General features: G+C 42.9%; 16 protein-coding genes. 3 read left to right on the top strand and 13 right to left on the bottom strand.

Going from position 1 to position 17588, the window contains the following annotated elements:
• Window positions 1-294: 294 nt before the first annotated feature.
• From ASC42_RS02180 to ASC42_RS02225, 10 genes are all read right to left on the bottom strand, one after another.
• Window positions 295-1635: a GntT/GntP/DsdX family permease gene (locus tag ASC42_RS02180; RefSeq protein ID WP_055440353.1), complete on the bottom strand. Its 1341-nt coding sequence runs from the start codon at window positions 1633-1635 to the stop codon at window positions 295-297.
• Between the two features lie 85 nt (window positions 1636-1720).
• Complete coding sequence (locus tag ASC42_RS02185; RefSeq protein WP_055440354.1) at window positions 1721-3262, bottom strand: gluconokinase; 1542 nt, start codon at window positions 3260-3262, stop codon at window positions 1721-1723.
• Entirely contained in the window at window positions 3252-4274 is a 1023-nt protein-coding gene (locus ASC42_RS02190) for a LacI family DNA-binding transcriptional regulator (RefSeq protein ID WP_055440355.1), read from the bottom strand. Before ASC42_RS02190 ends, ASC42_RS02185 begins: the two co-directional genes overlap by 11 nt.
• Window positions 4275-4468: 194 nt before the next feature.
• The gene (locus ASC42_RS02195; RefSeq protein ID WP_055440356.1) at window positions 4469-5569 is read right to left on the bottom strand and encodes an alanine/ornithine racemase family PLP-dependent enzyme; all 1101 of its coding nucleotides are present in this window, start codon (window positions 5567-5569) and stop codon (window positions 4469-4471) included.
• Entirely contained in the window at window positions 5569-6648 is a 1080-nt protein-coding gene (locus ASC42_RS02200) for an N-acetyltransferase DgcN family protein (RefSeq protein WP_055440357.1), read from the bottom strand. Before ASC42_RS02200 ends, ASC42_RS02195 begins: the two co-directional genes overlap by 1 nt.
• Before the next feature lie 395 nt (window positions 6649-7043).
• Window positions 7044-7895: an Rpn family recombination-promoting nuclease/putative transposase gene (locus tag ASC42_RS02205; RefSeq protein WP_055440358.1), complete on the bottom strand. Its 852-nt coding sequence runs from the start codon at window positions 7893-7895 to the stop codon at window positions 7044-7046.
• Window positions 7896-7998: 103 nt separating this feature from the next.
• Window positions 7999-9702 (bottom strand): two-component system sensor histidine kinase NtrB, encoded by a 1704-nt coding sequence (locus ASC42_RS02210; protein WP_055440359.1) that lies wholly within the window; start codon window positions 9700-9702, stop codon window positions 7999-8001.
• A gap of 126 nt (window positions 9703-9828) precedes the next feature.
• Entirely contained in the window at window positions 9829-11244 is a 1416-nt protein-coding gene (locus ASC42_RS02215; protein WP_055440360.1) for an NAD-dependent malic enzyme, read from the bottom strand.
• 19 nt (window positions 11245-11263) lie between these two features.
• Window positions 11264-12676: an aspartate ammonia-lyase gene (gene aspA, locus ASC42_RS02220; protein WP_141653481.1), complete on the bottom strand. Its 1413-nt coding sequence runs from the start codon at window positions 12674-12676 to the stop codon at window positions 11264-11266.
• The gene (locus tag ASC42_RS02225) at window positions 12677-13687 is read right to left on the bottom strand and encodes an asparaginase (RefSeq protein ID WP_055440361.1); all 1011 of its coding nucleotides are present in this window, start codon (window positions 13685-13687) and stop codon (window positions 12677-12679) included. It abuts the gene before it with no gap.
• A 191-nt stretch (window positions 13688-13878) separates the two neighbouring features.
• Between ASC42_RS02225 and ASC42_RS02230 the strand changes: the two genes are divergently transcribed.
• Window positions 13879-14211, top strand: coding sequence for a helix-turn-helix domain-containing protein (locus ASC42_RS02230; RefSeq protein ID WP_055440362.1), 333 nt, complete (start codon window positions 13879-13881; stop codon window positions 14209-14211).
• Window positions 14212-14225: 14 nt separating this feature from the next.
• Here the strand turns inward: ASC42_RS02230 and ASC42_RS02235 are convergent, their stop codons facing one another.
• Both ASC42_RS02235 and ASC42_RS13980 read right to left on the bottom strand, forming a co-directional pair.
• The gene (locus tag ASC42_RS02235; RefSeq protein ID WP_055440363.1) at window positions 14226-14987 is read right to left on the bottom strand and encodes a serine/threonine protein kinase; all 762 of its coding nucleotides are present in this window, start codon (window positions 14985-14987) and stop codon (window positions 14226-14228) included.
• Entirely contained in the window at window positions 14987-15160 is a 174-nt protein-coding gene (locus ASC42_RS13980; RefSeq protein WP_167338086.1) for a hypothetical protein, read from the bottom strand. The genes ASC42_RS02235 and ASC42_RS13980 overlap by 1 nt, the downstream gene beginning before the upstream one ends.
• 119 nt (window positions 15161-15279) lie before the next feature.
• On the opposite strand from ASC42_RS13980, the gene ASC42_RS02240 reads away from it, so the two are divergent.
• Window positions 15280-15969, top strand: a complete 690-nt coding sequence (locus tag ASC42_RS02240) for an AzlC family ABC transporter permease (protein WP_055440364.1) — start codon at window positions 15280-15282, stop codon at window positions 15967-15969.
• On the top strand, window positions 15959-16261 hold the full coding sequence (locus tag ASC42_RS02245) for an AzlD domain-containing protein (protein WP_055440365.1): 303 nt from the start codon (window positions 15959-15961) through the stop codon (window positions 16259-16261). The genes ASC42_RS02240 and ASC42_RS02245 overlap by 11 nt, the downstream gene beginning before the upstream one ends.
• A 30-nt stretch (window positions 16262-16291) precedes the next feature.
• On the opposite strand, the gene ASC42_RS02250 is transcribed toward ASC42_RS02245, so the two are convergent.
• Window positions 16292-17176, bottom strand: coding sequence for a DMT family transporter (locus ASC42_RS02250; protein WP_055440366.1), 885 nt, complete (start codon window positions 17174-17176; stop codon window positions 16292-16294).
• Window positions 17177-17588: the final 412 nt, after the last annotated feature.

Below are 17588 nucleotides of genomic sequence, written 5' to 3' on the forward strand. Positions count from 1 at the left end.
TAACTCTTTAAACAGACGATCGTGATCAATGGACATACATTCACCTCGCATACTTTTTTTGACGTTTTTATTCGACAACATCAGCCATTTCCCTGCATAACACTCTAATTTTCACAGCTGTCTCCTGTCGAAAAAACTTTTCCCCCTCTTTATGAGCAAACAAAAAAACTGCCGTCGCCCCCTTATTTTCAAGATTGGAGGTCGCCGACAGTAGTCACTGTTCGAGTCAATGCTTCGTTTTTCTCAACATCATTTCGTGCTTTCTTCTCTTTATTGCAATTTTTCAATAGATGCTTATACAAACCAACTAATAACAAATACAACTGAAAAACCGACGAAAGCGATGATCGTTTCCATTACTGTCCATGACTTTAATGTATCTTTCACTTCTAAACCAAAGTAACGATTGACGAGCCAAAATCCTGAGTCATTGACATGTGAAAGGATCGTCGCCCCTGCCGCAATCGCAATAGTAATTAACCCTAATATTGGACCAGTGAGTTGCAATGTTTCAATAAATGGAGCCATTAAGCCTGCAGATGTAACCATGGCAACCGTTGCTGAACCTTGTGAAACACGAACGAGTGCGGCAATAATAAACGCAAGAACAATCGGTGGCAACGAAGAGGTTGACATCATATCAGCAAGCACTTTGCCAACGCCTGAATCAACTAAAATTTGTTTAAACACTCCACCGGCACCTGTGACAAGAATAATAATTCCCGCTGGTTCTAACGCTTTCGTCGCAATATCTTGTACTTGTTGTTTAGAGAGACCACGCTTTCTCCCTAAGAAATAAAAGGCGAGTAACGTAGCGATCGTTAAAGCAACAAATGGATGACCTAAAAATGTAAAAAATGATCGAAACGTACTTTTCTCTGGCAAAACAACACCTGAAACTGTGTTCAATAAAATAAGCAACAAAGGAACAAGAATAATTGTAGTAATTAATCCGAAACTTGGTAAATCTCGTTCATTCTCATATTCTTTCCATTCCATATATGGCGGAATGGAAGCATGAATTTTTTGTGAAATATATTTTCCAAATAGCGGCCCTGCCACAATCATCGCAGGAATACCTGCAATAAATCCAAATAAAATGACCCAACCTAAATCGGCGCCAATTAAATTGGCGACCGCAATCGGCCCTGGTGTTGGAGGGATAAAGCTATGTGTGACAGCCAAACCAGCAAGCAAAGGAATGCCGTAGTACAAAAGAGAACGTCCGGTCTTTTTTGCTAATCCATAAACAATCGGTACGAGAATAATAAATCCCACGTCGAAAAATACAGGGATCGCAACGAAAAATCCAGTAATGCCAAGCGCCCACTGCGCTTTACTTTCGCCAAACTTTCTCATTAATGTTTGGGCTAAACGTTCGGCTCCCCCTGATGCTTCAAGCATTTGACCGAACATCGCTCCTAATCCAACGACAACCGCAACAAATCCAAGCGTTCCTCCCATTCCGTTTTGAATGGACTCGATGACACTTTTTAAAGGCATGCCCGCCGCAATGCCAACAAGTAAACTGACGAGCAACAAAGCGACAAACGCATGTAACTTTGAACGAATAATGAGAAACAATAACAAACTAATGCCAGCAATAACAATAAGAATTAACGAAGACGATGCCATGTACTCCACTCCCCTTTGTTTTTATTCAAGTAAACGCTTACAATTACTAAACCGATTTAGTTATGAAGTAAATCACCCCCCTTAGTTATACATATTTCCTTTGAAAAGAAGAAATGATTTGAAATTCATCTTTTAACTGGCGATATAATCTTGTATATAAATCAAATAGTTCCGCATAAATCGCTGTATGTTGTTCATTTGGTTCATGACGTGACGAAATGCGTAACCATGATTTTACTTCTTGTAATGAAGAAATGTCTCCTATCGCATAAAGAGCTAACGACGCGGCTCCTAACGCAGATGCTTCATGCGTCTCTGGAACGAGCAACTCTTTCCCCATCATATCGCATAACATTTGGCGCCAAAACGGCGATTTCGCAAATCCACCCGACACGCGAATTTCTGATAACGGTCCAATCACATCACGAACAGCAAGAGCAACAGAAAATACGCTCATACATACTCCTTCCATTACAGCTCGAATAAAATGTTCGCGCTTATGTTGCAAGCTAATACCGAAAAATGTGCCACGCGCATGTGCATCCCAATACGGTGCACGTTCCCCTGATAAAAATGGCAAAAATAACAATCCTTCCGATCCGGCTGGTACACGTGCAGCATATTGCGTTAATAAATCGTATGGATCTATACCAAGCCGTTTCGCTACTTCTTTTTCTTGTGCCCCAAATTCATCGCGTAGCCAGCGTAATAAGATGCCACCATTATTTGTCGGTCCCCCGACAACCCATTGATTTTCTGACAACACATAGCAAAACGTTCTCCCTTGTTCATCCGTTTTTGGAATAGATGAAATCGTCCGCACTGCTCCGCTTGTTCCAATTGTAATTGCCGCCTCATGTGGCAATACGGCACCAACCCCGACATTCGCAAGAACACCATCGCTCGCTCCAATCACAACGGGTGTGTTCCGAGAAATTCCGAGTTGTTCAGCCCACCTTTTCGCCATTTCCCGTAATGTATATGTCGTCGAAACAGGTGATGACAATTGGCTACGTTCAATGCCAAGAAACGTTAAAATTTCTTCATCCCAATCCAACGTCTGTAAAGAAAATAAGCCGGTAGCTGAGGCAATCGAATAATCGACAACATACTGTTGAAACCATTGATATAGCACATATTCTTTAATAGAAATAAACTTATACGTTCGTTCAAATACATGTGGCATATGCTCTTTGAACCACATTAATTTTACAAGCGGTGACATCGGATGAATCGGTGTGCCAGTTTTTTTATATATTTCGATTCCTTTTTCGCTGTTCCGCAATTGTTCTGCTTGTTTACTGCCACGATTGTCTGTCCAAATCATACAGTTCGTCAACGGGCGATGATGTTCATCCACTAAAATTAATGAATGCATCGCTGCACTAAATCCTATCGCTTTTACTTGTTCCGCTGAAACATGTCCTTTGTATATAGCGCCTTGTATACTTTGCATGACAGCTGAAAAAAGAACATGAGGGTCTTGTTCCGCCCACTCTCGCTGGGGATGAAACATCGGATATTCTACCGCATGCATTGTACGAATACGCCCATCTTCTTCAAAAATGACAGCCTTTGTACTTGTCGTCCCAATATCTATTCCAATGACTACTTGACTACCATTCATTTTTCTCTCCTCTTTTCTTTGCCGAATCTCTTTCTATTAGCTTTGGAGCAAGCCGAAACATTTGTGGACGAGTTTCACCATCCATTTGCATAAACAATCGTTCGGCCGCTTTTTTGCCCATGTCAAAAGCTGGCTGGGCAATCGTTGTTAATGAAGGGGTATAAACGGATGCAAATGGAACATCGTCAATACTAATGAGCGCCACGTCAGTTGGAATAGAAAGTTGATGCTTTTTGACAAACGTCAACACTTCCATTAATGTTAAGTCATTGATCGCAAATATCGCTTCAGGAAGTTTGTTTTGTCGCAAAAGCGCATCCAATCGCTCTGGAATACGTTTCACTTGCTCGGTAACAATCCATTCTTCCTCAATTGGAAGATTTGCCGCGCGCAACACATGACGAAATGCATGTATCCGCTCTGTACGTGGAATGACGTGTGAAGCAAATGGCGGTGCAACAAGCCCAATATGTTTATATCCTTGCTTAACGAGATAACGCACAGCTAACTGCACAGCTCCCTCATTATCTAATAAAACAGCATCTACGTCGATTCCTTCAACCGTACGGTCAACAAATACAAGTGGCAATCGTGCTTCGATCATTTTTTTGTACAAATCTACGTTTTTTCCTGTTGGAAAAATAATAAACCCATCCACTTGCTTTGCCCATAACATATCAATATATTTTCTTTCTTTTTCAGGATCGTCATCTGTATTGCAAACGATGACATGAAAATCGTGTTGTTGACACATATCTTCAATTGCTCGCAACACTTGTGTCGTTAACATATGCAAAATGTTAAAAACGATCACACCGATGGTTGCTGTTGATTTTTGCTTTAAGCTACGCGCAATGACATTTGGACGATACTGCAACTGCTCAATCGCCTCTGCAATGCGCTTTTTCGTTTCTTCGCTCATATATTCATATCTTTTATTTAAATATTGCGACACCGTACTTTTTGAAACATTCGCCAATCTTGCTACATCAGCCATTGTAACTTTCCGCAACGTATTTTTTCTCCTTTACTAAATCGGTTTAGTAGTATTATACACGAAAATGAAAGCGTTTTACAATTGTTTTTTTAATGATACGAAAACAATTATTTTGATTCATTCAATCATGCACTCCGTTTGTTGTAAAACTTGCGAGAGCGATTCAAAGGTTGAAAATGTAAAAACCAGCGCCTCATGCGCTGGCTTGCTTACGCCGATGTTTTTGTCGGGAAACGGCCGTTTTTTTCATCTGTTTGTACATACGTTTTTTGAACGTATGGGGACGTCATAAGCGAAATCATTGCACCGTAGTCCACCGCAAAGCGAATGTGATCACCGATTTGAATGTCGGTGCGTGTCGCATCAACAATAATATGGTCGCTGCTTGATCCGATGATGTCAACGGGCGCAAGGGGCGTTAGTCCGTTGACGTGTACATCTTGGCGACCGATGCCGACAATCGCGCGTTTCATCATGCCGCGTTCTTGAAACGTCGGCGTTTCGCCAAATGCGTTGCGGCTTTGTACACCGTATGGAACAGATGGTTTCGTTTTCACTTCAATGACTTCGGTCACTAAACAAAATGCATCTTGATATAAGCCAGGGAGCGCAGCACCACGAATCGTCTCACGTCCTAAAAAAATGGCTTCTCCTAATCGCAAATGGTTAATACATCCGACGTCTGTCGTTTGTTTTAGCCAATAATAGTTTGCAGAGTTGCCACCTGACACGTACCGTAACAATAATGAATACTGTTTTTGAATATATTTGGCAAGCGATGAAAGTTCACGCATTTTTTGATCGGTTGGGATAATGCCGCCGAAGCAGGCAAAATTCGCTCCAATGCCGACGACTTGAATGTTTGGCAACGGCAAAATTTGTTCAATAAATGCCGGTACATCTGTCGGCATGACGCCTTCGCGCAAGTCGCCCATTTCAACCATGACGATGATCGCATGCGTCTTGTTTTGCTTCACCGCTTCTGCAGAGATGGCACGCACGACATCGATTTCCGATTGGACGCTGACATCGACGTGTTGAACGACTTGGCTCACTTCGCTTAGCGCAGGCGTGCGAATAAGCATATATGTGGCTGGAATTTGCGCTAATTTTAATTTTGCGATTCTCTCCACTTTCGTATCTGCTAAACTTGTAATGCCGCTATCGACAAGGGCGCGCGCAATGTGTACATCTCCGCCCACCCCTTTGACGACAGCTGTCATTTGAATCCCTTTTTCTTCGCACCATTTGTTTAACGTCACAGCATTATGACGAATTTTCCGCAAGTCAATTTCGACTTTCGCCGTCATTACACCGCCACCTCACGCTTTTGTAACGATGGGAAAAATTCGATGAGGCGTGCGACAACTTTATCTGCCCCATATTTCAGCACGTCTGTTACAGGCATATGGAATGTTCGTTCATATTCATCAATCGTTCGCTTCAATTCGTCATCTGTCATCCCTTCATGATTTAACGTAATCGCAACGACTTTCGTCTTTCCGAAATGCTCAATTAACGCAACTTCACTTTCCACTGTCGGCATCTCAACAAACGGGAAGTCACCAAGCACTTTTCGCTTCGGTGGGTGTTGTAAAATAACGGCTTGCGGCCGCGCCCCTTTTAAAATGCCAGCCGAGCTCACATAAGCTGGGTGGCTTAACGCCCCTTGTCCTTCTACGATAATAATGTCCGGTCGCTCTGTTTCATATGCGCGCACCACTTCACGCTCCAGTTCGCCGATCATATATTGAAGCGGGAATGCGTCCATCGCAAATCCGTACGACGCACCTTGAATTAAACCTGTTTGTCCTGTCGCAACGAATGCCGTTTTATAACCGCGTTTTTGTAATGCTTTATCAACGATCATCGCCGTCGTTCGTTTCCCGCATGCGCCATCTGTCCCAAGCACCGCCACAATTGGCGCTTTCACTTGCAAAATGCGTCCCGTAAACAACGTCCATTCTTTTTTCGGACGCGGTTTGCGAACGTCGCGAATCGTGACCCCATATCGCTTCGCTAGCGTCATCATTTCTTCATCTTCTGTTAAAAACTCTTGAAGTGGATTAATGATGTGCATGCCTGCTTCCATCGCTTCGATAATCACTTGGCGTTCTTCTTTTTTGAGAAAAGCGTTCGCTGGAGCCATTCCTAAGATGAAGTAGTTTGGTTTTTCTTTTGCGGAGGTCATTGCATCTTGAAGACTTTTACAAATCGGAATGCCGTTTTTCTTTTGATCAAGCACCTCGCCGGCATCTTGACCAGCTTTTGTCGAATCAATGACTGCCACGATCTCATACAACCCCGAATCGCGCACAAGTCCATTTGCTGTTTTTCCATCCATGGAACCAAATTGATGTTCACAATACACAATGGCGTATTTCTTCATCAGAAATCCCTCCATTTCTTTGTGAAATCAATGTCTCCATGAAAAAAACATCTCACTTTACCGCCATCGGAAAGAAAGATGTCCTCTACTTTACATTATAACGAATTTTGAAGAAAAAGTAAAATAGTACCTATCAAACCTATACGAAAAAAGCCAACGTCTAGCACGCTGACGTGTTTATTCCTCATAGGCATGATACAAATCGAATAAGTCCGAGCGAACGATACATTCCATCATTTGCACAATACAACCATAAAAAGTGCCAATGTATCAACACACGGAAAAGCTATACACCATCATCACACATCCGAAAATTCGGTTCATTTCCTTGATAATTGTCGTCAATCTCCCGGAGTGTTCATAAAACGGGAGATCGACGATAATGAGCAAACAACTTATTCTTTTTCCAATAGCTGTTTCACTTCTTCTTCCGCAAGGTCTGTGACGTTCGCAATGTCTTTTGCACTCATTCCTTTTCTCGCCATCGTTTGTATAAGACGTTTCATCCCTTCTTCTCTTCCTTTTTCCAACGCCTTTTGTTCATACGAAATCATGAGTTCCAACACTTGTTCTTTTTCTTTCGTCTCCATTTCATTCACCTCGCTTCGTAGTCTTCGTTCTTCTTCATCTGATAGTTTCACATATGTTTCAAAAAAGCCAAACAATAACCGTTGTTTCGCTTCGTCTAATTCCATCCGCACAAGCATGCGTAAAAATTGTTTTTTCAATTCTACCCGTTCACTTTCAGTATACCCCATTTTACTGAGCAGTGCAGCGGCGATCGGATTGTCTTGGCGGATGTAGTTGCGCCAGTTTTGTTTACGAAGCTCCACAGTGAAAAAGTGAAAATCAAGCACATGACCAAACGGAAATTGAAGGGTAAATGTCGATGGTTCGTCGCGGATCGTATCGTAGCTAAAGACGGCAATCGGCACGATGTGTTTACGGTATTTTTCAAACAACCGGCTAAAGTAAATAAACATTCGTTCAGGAAACGATGGTTGGACGTAGCTTTGGTTTTCGATATGGACAATAATTAGGCTATCTTCCCCTTTCAATTTCGTTTCGACCAACAAATCAACGCGATACTTCTCCCCTGCCGTTACATCGGTAAACAGCTCCTCCGACAAAAACGATACGTGTTGAAAGTCGATATGCTCATGCATCGTCGGGAAAAAGAGAACAATAAATTCCTCAAAAAACGTTTGAATTAACTCTTTAAACAGACGATCGTGATCAATGGACATACATTCACCTCGCATACAATGGTTTCGATGTTTTTATTCGACAACATGAGCACATTCCCTGCATAGCTATATAAAAAAGCCAACGTCTAGCACGCTGGCTTTTTTATCGCCCAATCGGCAAGCTGATGACAAACGTCGTTCCTTTCTCCGAACTATCATGAAGCGCAATCGTTCCGCCATGGTTTTCGATAATTCGTTTCACAATCGTTAACCCTAAGCCTGTGCCCGATGATTTCGTTGTCATAAACGGTTCAAAAATCGTCTTTTGCATCTCTTTTGGAATTCCGCGGCCGGAGTCGTAAATATACATATTGTACGTCTCATTCACATCGGAATACATGCAAATCGTGCCGTTTTCTTCAATAGCTTCGATGCTGTTGTGCAGTAAATTGTATAACACTTGCATCATTTGTTTCGGATCGATCCATAACGGAACCCGATCCAGGCGAACGTGAACAGCGATTTTTTTTGTTTCACATGTGTGCTGCAGCAAAGAAAGAAGATCTTGAACGATCGTTTCCATGTACGTCTCTTTTAACATCGGTGCGCTCGGCTTTGCAATGAGAAGCATATCTTCGACAATGGCATTAATGCGGTCAATTTCTTTTAATAAAAGCGGAATGTGGTATTGTTTACGCTCGTTTTCCGCTAAATTTTCGTTCATAAACGCTAAAAAGCCATGAATGACCGTAAGCGGATTGCGAATTTCATGCGCTGCTTTCGTTGCCATCTCCCCCATTAACGCCAACTTTTCCGATTGATGTATTCGCTTCGTTAGCTCTTCCATTTCGGTGATGTCTAAAAAGAAAATAGTACGCCCCACCTTCTCACCATATAAATTAAGCAAATTCGATTGAGACGCTAAAAATATTTTTTTCTTCTCATCTTTTTCATACGGTACCTTTACTTGCTGAAATGGATCACGGTGAATGAAAAGATTCCAAAATAGAGCGTTTTTTTCACTTTCCCTTTCCTGCTCGATCATTTGTTTCATTTCTTTTTTATCTAAATCGAGCAACATCGCAGCGGAATCGTTAATAAAATTATTCGATGTCGATTCATCAATTGTCACAATTCCGATTGGCAACGAATTCAGTAACTGTTCAATATACGTTTTGTCATTCGCCGCTTTTTCATATAAACGTCCATATTGTCTAAAAGCTAAAGATAATAACAAACCAATAGCTGTAAACAGCAAAATCCCAAAATATTCATTTAATAAAAGAAGACTGACTAACACTAAGGACGTTAGTAGTGTAACACCATAAGTAAAAAGCCACTCATTTAACATCTCCATCAAAATATGTCTAACGCTAGAAGAAGAGGAAAGTGAAAAAAATCCTATGATTAATAACATGTTTATGATGGAATAAACAATTAAAGAAAATAAGTACGCATCAAGAAAGTGAATCGAAAAAGAACCACTTTCTCCTCCAAGCATGACAAAAGAATAATAAGCCCCAACAAACATGCATGTATACATCGCAAAATTACATACATGTTTCCACCAAGCCATCTTCTTTTCGTGAAAAAGATATGTTGGAATCATACTTAATAGCAACACCATTAATGATGTTTCTAATCCATATACGAAGATGGTAGCTAAATAAATTGTTGAGTCTAATGAAAAGGCATTTCCTTTTGGGGGGAGATGGACAATGTAAGTACTTAACAAAGCCGTCAAGAAAGAAAGTAAAAGCAACAACAGCCATTGTTGTTCTACATGCTCAAACGGCCATATATACAAAAATAAGGCACACCCCATAATCGAGATGAGCGCTACATACCATGTGTATAATCGCTTCATAAAATATATTCACCTATCATGTCGGTTTCTTTCACTCTCTCATTCTATTCTAAACATCACGAAGAAGCAACGGAAGCTTATGCCTTAAACTTGAAACAAAAAACATGGCGTCATTGCGCCATGTTTTTATCGAAACATCATATCGTCTTTACGGGCGACGCCTGTTTTGTATGCGGCTTTCATGACGGCTTCGCGCACGCGTTCTGCGACTTTGTTGTTAAAGACGCTTGGGATAATGTACGTTTCGCTTAATTCTTCGTCGGTGACGACAGAGGCGATCGCTTGGGCGGCAGCGAGTTTCATTTCTTCGTTAATTTCGATGGCGCGGCAGTCCAACGCTCCGCGGAAAATGCCTGGGAAACAAAGAACGTTATTAATTTGGTTCGGATAGTCTGAACGTCCTGTCGCCATGACACGAACGTACGGCTCCGCAAGCTCTGGATCAATTTCTGGAACCGGGTTTGCCATCGCAAAAACGATTGGATCTTTCGCCATGTTTTTTACATCTTCTACTTTTAAAATGCCTGGAGCAGATACGCCGATAAATACGTCCGCGCCGACGATGACATCCGAAAGCGAACCGCTTATATTCTCTGGGTTTGTCAGTTGCGCATATTCATTCCAATACGGATTGTCGTATTGCACCCCGCGATGAATCGCCCCTTGGCGATCGACGCCGATAATGTTTTTCACGCCAGCCGCAAGCAACATTTTCGTGCAAGCAATGCCTGCTGCGCCGATGCCTGTTAATACAACTTTAATCTCTTCAATCTTTTTATCTACAATTTTTAATGCATTTAATAGCCCCGCGAGTAAAACGACAGCTGTGCCGTGCTGGTCGTCGTGGAAAACAGGAATGTCGAGCTCTTGTTTCAATCGCTCTTCAATTTCAAAACAACGCGGCGCAGCAATGTCTTCTAAGTTAATACCACCAAATGCTGGGGCAATCGCTTTGACGATTTGCACAATTTCATCTGTATCTTTCGTATCTAAACAAATCGGAAACGCATCGACGCCAGCGAGTTGTTTAAACAACATCGCCTTTCCTTCCATGACAGGCATCGCCGCATACGGTCCAATATCGCCAAGTCCTAATACTGCCGTTCCGTCTGAAATAACGGCCACTGTATTCCGTTTAATCGTTAATGAATACGCCTTCGTCGGATCTTCGGCAATCGCCGTACATACGCGCGCCACTCCCGGCGTGTACACGCGCGCTAAATCATCGCGCGTTTTAATCGGAATTTTCGATTTCACTTCAATTTTTCCACCGATATGCATTAAAAACGTGCGGTCAGATACGTGAATGACTTTCACACCCGCTGTTTTTCGCAACGTATCGACGACAACGTCCGCATGTTTCGAGTCAAGGACGCTCACCGTAATGTCGCGCACGGTATGTGTTTTGCTTGAAGAAATGACGTCGATGCCGACAATATCTCCTCCTGCTTGTCCAATCGCTGTAGCAATGTCGCTAAAAGAGACGACATGTTTCGCAAATTGTAGTCGAATCGTAATGTGCATGTTTGCTCCGCTTGACATGTTGTAACCTTCCTTTTCATCAATGTTTACCAGCAATGCCCGGACTTGTCATGGCATACGGGTCTAAAATATCATGTAATTGCTTTTCATTCAACAAATCATACTCGATGCATAATTCACGCACCGATTTTCCCGTACGAAGCGCTTCTTTTGCGACGCGCGATGCCGCTTCGTAGCCGATGTACGGATTGACGGCTGTGATGACGCCGATGCTGTTTTCAACATGTTGTTTCATTCGTTCCTCATTCGCCTCAATGCCAACTAAACAATAATCTGTAAACACGCGAAACACGTTGTCCATCATATGAAGCGACTGAAGCAAATTAAATACGAGCACAGGCTCCATCACATTTAACTCAAGCTGTCCTGCTTCTGAGGCTAAACAAATCGTTTGGTCGTTGCCAATCACTTGAAACGCCACTTGATTGACAACTTCCGCCATGACCGGATTTACTTTTCCCGGCATAATGGACGAGCCGGGTTGACGAGCAGGCAATTTAATTTCCCCAAGCCCTGCGCGCGGACCAGAAGCCATGAGACGAAGGTCGTTTGCGATTTTTGACATATTGATCATGCATATTTTTAAAGCGGCCGACACTTCCGTATATGCATCGGTATTTTGCGTCGCATCGACGAGATGTGCTGCACGCACGAGCGGTAAGCGCGTCAACTGAACGAGATGAAAAATGACGCGTTCAATATAGGCAGGATCGGCATTTAATCCCGTGCCTACCGCCGTTGCGCCGATATTCACTTCATATAAATGTTGGCGCGATTTGGCGATGCGTTCGATATCGCGTTTTACAACGCGGCGATATGCTTCAAATTCTTGACCGAGACGAATCGGAACCGCATCTTGTAAATGCGTCCGCCCCATTTTAATGACATGATCAAACTGTTTCGCTTTTTCGGCAAACACATCGTGCATATGTTCCATCGTCTGAAGCAATTTGTTCACCATATTTAATACCGCGATATGAATCGCTGTCGGAAACGCATCGTTTGTCGATTGCGACATGTTTACATGCGTATTCGGACTAATGATATGATAATTCCCTTTCCGCTCTCCTAGCCATTCAAGTGCGCGATTCGCGATCACTTCGTTCGTATTCATATTAATCGACGTGCCTGCGCCACCTTGAATCGGATCGACAATAAATTGATCGTGCCATTGTCCCGCGATAATTTCTTCCGCTGCTTTCACAATCGCTTCACCGATGCGCATATCGAGCTGTCCTGTTTCCATATTCGCAAGCGCTGCTGCTTTTTTTACGACCGCCATCGCTTGAATAAGCTCCCGATGCAAACGGTAGCCGGTAATCGGAAAATTTTCCGCCGCGCGCATCGTTTGAATGCCGTAATACGCATCGTATGGAATTTCTTTTTCGCCAAGCAAATCTCGTTCAAGTCGTACTGCTTTCGTTTGCATCATTTACGCATCCCAACCTTCTTCATATTTTTCTGTCATGTCATTGGCGATTGGCGTTTCCATTATTTTTTTCACTTCAAGGACATTCGTCGTTTTTCCTAACGCCCACATGAGCTTCGGTACGATCGCTTCCGTATTCATATCTCCTGATAAAATGACTGTATTTTGCGCGACTTTTCGTCCGACTTCATATAATGTTAAATCTTCTCCTTCTTCTAAACATTGCGTCGTAATGACGACCGCCATGCCATCGTCGATCAGTTCCTTTATTTTCGGCAATAAATTGCGTCCCTGAAACGGCACGCCGCCGCTACCGAAACTTTCAATAATGACGCCACGATATAAATGGCGAATGTAATCGAATATTTCTGGCTTTGTCCCTGGATGAAGCTTCAATAAAAACACATCCGGGCAAAGCGAGGAATCAAACTGCACATGCCCATTCGGTTGTTGGAGTTCATATTGGTAATCGATCGTTTCCCGATGAATGTAAGCAACGTACGGATGGTTAATGCTTTCAAACGCATCATAGCTTTTCGTCCGCATTTTGACCGCTCGCGTTCCTAAAATGACGCGCCCATCGAAGACGACGAACACGCCGCCGACGTCTTCACACGCAAAACGAAGCGCATCGCGTATATTTTTTTTCGCATCCGTCTTCGGAAAACCAATCGGCACTTGTGAACCGGTCAATACAATCGGTTTCTTGCTGTTTTGAATCATATATGACAACGCAGCTGCCGTATAAGCCATCGTATCTGTTCCGTGTGTGACGACAAATCCGTCATAGTTGTCATAATGTGTATAAATCGCCTTTGCGATATCGCACCAATGTTCCGGTTGCATATTCGTGCTGTCGATGTTCATTAAAATTTGACTATGTAACCGATACGGCTGATTTTCAATCGTAATATAGCTCGTCAATTCTTCTGCCGTCAGCTTCGGCGTCAATCCTTCTTCGCTCGGCACCGAAGCAATCGTGCCGCCGGTCGCAAGCAACAAAATATTTTTCATCATCGTCACCTCAAATATGGCGATTTTAAGTCATCTATTGTATTCTTTGTGTCATGTAGTGTAAACTATAAATAAAATTGTTCGCGATTCGCGTACCTTTATTTCAATTATATGCAGAAAAAAAGAAAATAACAAGCACTTTTATTCGTTTCGCGAACAACGGAAGAAGAACGATAAAGGAGAGAAACACGATGATTTCAAAGCGATTGTCGGAGCTGAGAAAAAAGAAGCAATGGTCGTTGCAATATATTGCCGATCAACTCAATATCGCAAAAAGTACGTACGCCGGCTATGAATCGGGCTACCGCCAGCCGTCACTCGAAGCAGTGAAAGAACTCGCCGTCTTGTTTGGCACAACAACGGATTATTTGCTTGGGGTCACAGATAAAGAACAGCCAACCATTGAGCTAACTCATCTCACGTTTCATATGACGATAGACGGCGAACAAGTAACGGAAGACGAAATCATTCAACTGATTGCGTTCATTCGTGCCAAACGTGAACTTGAGAAACATAAAAAATAGGCGTCATAAAACGCCTACTGCACGACATATGCGACATCGCGCGCTAGCTGTTCAACGGATGCATACGGCACATCAAGTTGCAACATACGCCGCAACACGCCACGCGCGTCCTCAGTGAGCAACAATTCGTCTTCCCAGCTTTTTTCTTCCTCCTCCATCGGTTCATAGGAAGAATACAATAAAAACAATAAAAAATGGCCGAGAGCGTATATGTCGCTTTTCACATCAATCGCTCGTCTAAGTCGTTGTTCAACCGTCAAAAACGGTTCATCTTGTTCATGTAAAAAACGCGCAAGCCCAAAATCAAGCACATATACAATCCCATCGCGAAAGACGATATTCGGAATGCGCAAATCGCGATGAACGATTTGCTTTGCGTGAATATATTGAATGACAGGCAACACATCCGAAAGCAACGAAAACGCTTCTTTTTCCCCGTACGTTTGTTTTTTATCAAAAATGAGCGTCTCGATCGTATCCCCTTCGATATATTCCATAACAAGATGTGGAACGTTGTTTGTTTCAAACGAATCGTACAATTTCGGAATTTGCGGATGATCGAGCTGCTTTAAAATGAGCGCTTCTCGTTCAAACGATGCACGCCGCTTTTTTCGTTTCGTGCGTTTCATTTGCTTTAACACGACACGTTCGGTCGTCTGTTCATCGCGCGCTACATACGTAACACCGTAACTTCCTTCTCCAAGCTGCTTCTCAATCACATACCGTCCATTCACGACTGTGCCTTCCCGATACGGCTTTTGAAACAAATGAATCATTAGCTGCTAAAAAAGCTTGAGAATACGCTACGGCTATGATGTTTTTTCTTATAATGCTTATAGCCGTACTGTGATGAATGGCGATGCGGACGGTACGTATAACGATCACTGCTGCTGTAACGGGGCTTATGCATGTTTTTATTCAAAAGAAGGTCTAGTAACTTTTTAAGCATGGGAATCATTCCTTTCATGTCCATTGACTTACTATACGATAGAAAATACAAGAAGTTTCATCTTTTTACTTGCGAAATAGAAAAAATTTTATGAAAATACAAAAGAAGGGGGGATACATATGTTTCGTCATGGTGTTAAAGCAGGAATCGCGATTGCGATTGGATACGCACCTGTTGCGCTTACGTTCGGTTTGTTAGCAAAATCCACAGGTCTTTCCATCATCGAAACAACGCTCATGAGCATGATCGTATTTGCGGGGGCGGCGCAATACATTTCGCTCAATTTACTTTCTCTTGGCACAGGCGCATTTGAAATCATTTTCACGACATTTATTTTAAACATTCGCCATTTTTTAATGTCGGCATCCTTGAATGAAAAGGCGGAACACGATGCACTTTTGAAAAAAGCGTTATACGCATTCGGCATAACAGACGAAACGTTTTCTGTCGCTGCGATGAAAGAAGGACCGGTTTGTGCTTCGTATATGTTCGGACTTATTTTCATTTCCTACAGCAGCTGGGTCGTCAACTCTGCCATCGGACATATCGTCGGCGCGTATTTGCCAGAAAACGTACAACTAAGTTTATCTGTTGCCCTTTATGCGATGTTTGTCGGGCTTTTAGTTCCTGCCATCAAAATCGAACAAAAAGCGCTTTGGCTCGCAATCAGTTCTGGTCTCATCAACTGTATACTTTTATTATGGCTTCACGTTCCAAAAGGATGGGCGATCGTTATTTCGACGATTTTGTCAGCAATATTCGTTCAATGGGCGATGGAAAGAAGAAAGGAGACAACGTATGCGCAGTGACATCATGTTTATCATTCTCGGCATGGGCATCGTCACATACATTCCACGCATGCTGCCGTTGACTGTTTTTCACCGTATCAACTTACCACCTTTTTGGCGCGGTGTATTGCGCAACGTCCCATACGCCACGCTCGGCGCTTTAATCATTCCAAGCATTTTTCTTATCCAAGATGATCCGTGGTTTGGCATCCTCGGCTTTGTAAGTGCCGTACTTGCTTCATGGCTCGGCGCTAACGTCATGATCGTCGTTTTCGTATGTGTGCTTGTTTTAACGGTGTATACAATGTTGTAAAAGCCCTTGCGTATGCACAAGGGCTCATTGTTATACATCCGATGGCTTCCTCTCAAACACCGCAACAATAACTCCAACGATAATGAATGCTCCACCAATCCAAAACGAAACATGTAATTGCTCATGTAAAAACAGCCAGCCGAACAGCGAACCAACGAGCGGCTGAAAAAAGAAAAAGAGCGAACCGACGCTAGCATCCATCATTTCCATCCCTTTATTCCAAAGAAAAAACGCCCCCGCCGTCGACACAACACCGAGATAAATGATCCCAAGCAAAACAGGAAACGAATATGTGATAGCCGTCGCTTGCCACCATTCCCATACCATCCATGGCGTTGTGCCAATGAAAGCAACAAAAATCGCATAAGTCGTAATGACTAACACCGACAAGCGAGCCGATGCGATTTTAACAAGCACCGATAAAAGCGCCCACGTAACTGCCGCTCCAACAAGTAATACATTTCCGAAAAAGGATGTCGTCTCTTCCTGACCAAATCCAACGACAACGACAACCCCTGCCGTCGCAAGCAAAAGCGCACTTAGTTTTCGTAACGTCATCGCTTCATTTAACATCCAACGAGCAAAAATAACGATAAACGCAGGCGTTGCCGAAGTAATAAGCGAAGCCGTATGCGCATCCGACCATTTCGTGCCGAGAAACTGCAACGAAATGGAAACGACATACCCAACGATCCCAATGGATATGATATGCTTCCAATCTTGTTTTTCTTTTGGCGCCGGAATGCGTTGCACTCGTAAAATTGCCCATAACACAAAAAAAGCAATCGCATAACGAAGCCATACAAGCGTCAATGGCGGAACATAATCGAGCACATATTTACTAACGACATACATGCCACCCCAAATGCTCGCCGCGAGCGATAAATACAACGAACCGAAAAATGTTTGTCTCATCTTCTTTCCCCCGTCTTTTTTGTTCTCTGCAAGACGGAACGAACCCCTGCTCCGTCTTAGAAACAAACGACGGGCTGATCGTTTTCAAACAAATACATGTACATCATCTTCCCTCCTATACGATCGTTATTTTTTTATTGTATCAAATATGTTTGATTTTTCTATACATTTTCCAACTACCATGAAGAATAATCGAGTAGGAGGAGGTGATTAACCTCCGTCCTCTCACACCACCGTACGTACGGTTCCGTATACGGCGGTTCAATCAAGATAATGACGACGTAAGCTTCCTTCCGTAAATAGCTGATCTTCTTATGCCAGTCGTCACTCCACCCTCCAAAAGATCCCCCACGGGATTCACCGTTTCCTTTCTCTTGGGAGGTACCATGTTTTCTGTGTTCATCATGACGTA

The organism is Anoxybacillus suryakundensis (assembly GCF_001418025.1).
GTDB lineage: Bacteria > Bacillota > Bacilli > Bacillales > Anoxybacillaceae > Anoxybacillus > Anoxybacillus tengchongensis.

Excerpts from the sequence above, each read along its gene's own strand:
- ASC42_RS02180 (WP_055440353.1), bottom strand. The coding sequence starts at position 1,635 with ATGGCATCGTCTTCGTTAATTCTTATTGTTATTGCTGGCATTAGTTTG.
- ASC42_RS02185 (WP_055440354.1), bottom strand. The coding sequence starts at position 3,262 with ATGAATGGTAGTCAAGTAGTCATTGGAATAGATATTGGGACGACAAGT.
- ASC42_RS02195 (WP_055440356.1), bottom strand. The coding sequence starts at position 5,569 with ATGACGGCGAAAGTCGAAATTGACTTGCGGAAAATTCGTCATAATGCT.
- ASC42_RS02200 (WP_055440357.1), bottom strand. The coding sequence starts at position 6,648 with ATGAAGAAATACGCCATTGTGTATTGTGAACATCAATTTGGTTCCATG.
- ASC42_RS02205 (WP_055440358.1), bottom strand. The coding sequence starts at position 7,895 with ATGTCCATTGATCACGATCGTCTGTTTAAAGAGTTAATTCAAACGTTT.
- ASC42_RS02210 (WP_055440359.1), bottom strand. The coding sequence starts at position 9,702 with ATGAAGCGATTATACACATGGTATGTAGCGCTCATCTCGATTATGGGG.
- ASC42_RS02215 (WP_055440360.1), bottom strand. The coding sequence starts at position 11,244 with ATGTCAAGCGGAGCAAACATGCACATTACGATTCGACTACAATTTGCG.
- aspA (WP_141653481.1), bottom strand. The coding sequence starts at position 12,676 with ATGATGCAAACGAAAGCAGTACGACTTGAACGAGATTTGCTTGGCGAA.
- ASC42_RS02225 (WP_055440361.1), bottom strand. The coding sequence starts at position 13,687 with ATGAAAAATATTTTGTTGCTTGCGACCGGCGGCACGATTGCTTCGGTG.
- ASC42_RS02230 (WP_055440362.1), top strand. The coding sequence starts at position 13,879 with ATGATTTCAAAGCGATTGTCGGAGCTGAGAAAAAAGAAGCAATGGTCG.
- ASC42_RS02235 (WP_055440363.1), bottom strand. The coding sequence starts at position 14,987 with ATGATTCATTTGTTTCAAAAGCCGTATCGGGAAGGCACAGTCGTGAAT.
- ASC42_RS13980 (WP_167338086.1), bottom strand. The coding sequence starts at position 15,160 with ATGCTTAAAAAGTTACTAGACCTTCTTTTGAATAAAAACATGCATAAG.
- ASC42_RS02240 (WP_055440364.1), top strand. The coding sequence starts at position 15,280 with ATGTTTCGTCATGGTGTTAAAGCAGGAATCGCGATTGCGATTGGATAC.
- ASC42_RS02245 (WP_055440365.1), top strand. The coding sequence starts at position 15,959 with ATGCGCAGTGACATCATGTTTATCATTCTCGGCATGGGCATCGTCACA.
- ASC42_RS02250 (WP_055440366.1), bottom strand. The coding sequence starts at position 17,176 with ATGAGACAAACATTTTTCGGTTCGTTGTATTTATCGCTCGCGGCGAGC.